1 protein-coding gene is annotated in these 503 nt (G+C 50.5%); it reads right to left on the bottom strand.

The annotated features are described in order from the left end of the window. Positions 1 to 503: hypothetical protein (locus IB250_RS29185; RefSeq protein WP_192347022.1), on the bottom strand; the 503-nt coding region annotated here is incomplete at both ends.

The following is a 503-nucleotide window of genomic DNA, read 5'->3' as shown; positions in this document are numbered from 1 at the left end:
TCTCCCCTCCCTCTCTTTTCTCTTCCTTTCTTTCTCCCTTTTTTTCTCCTTTTTCCCTCATCCTTTTCTCTCCCTCTTTCTCCCCCTCCTCTTTCCTCTAACTTCCTTCTCCCCCTTCCTTTTCCCCCTCCCTTTCTCCCCCTTCCTTTTCTCTTTCCTTCCCTTCTTTCCTTTTCTCTTCTTCTTTCTCTTCCCCTTCTCTTTTCTTTCTTCTCTCTTTCTCTCCTCTCTCTTCCTCCTTTCCCCCCCTCTCTCTCCCCCCCTTTCTCCCTTCCCTTCCCCCCCTCTCCCTCCTTCCCCCCCCTCCCCCTCCTCCCTCCCTTCCTTCCCCCCCTCCCCCTTTTCCTCTTTCCCTCCCTCCCCTCTTTTCTTTTCCTTTTCTCCTTTTCTTTCTCCTTTCTTCCTTTCTCTTCTTCTTTTTCTTTCTCCTTTCTCTTCTCCCCCTCTTCCTCTTCCTCCTCCCTCTCTTTTTTCTCTCTCTTTTTTCTCCTTCTCCTTCCCCC

Origin of the sequence: Pseudomonas sp. PDM09, assembly GCF_014852305.1 — a bacterium.
Taxonomy (GTDB): Bacteria; Pseudomonadota; Gammaproteobacteria; order Pseudomonadales; family Pseudomonadaceae; genus Aquipseudomonas.
Note: the sequence above shows the minus strand (reverse complement) of the source record. Positions and strands in the feature narration are given on the sequence as shown.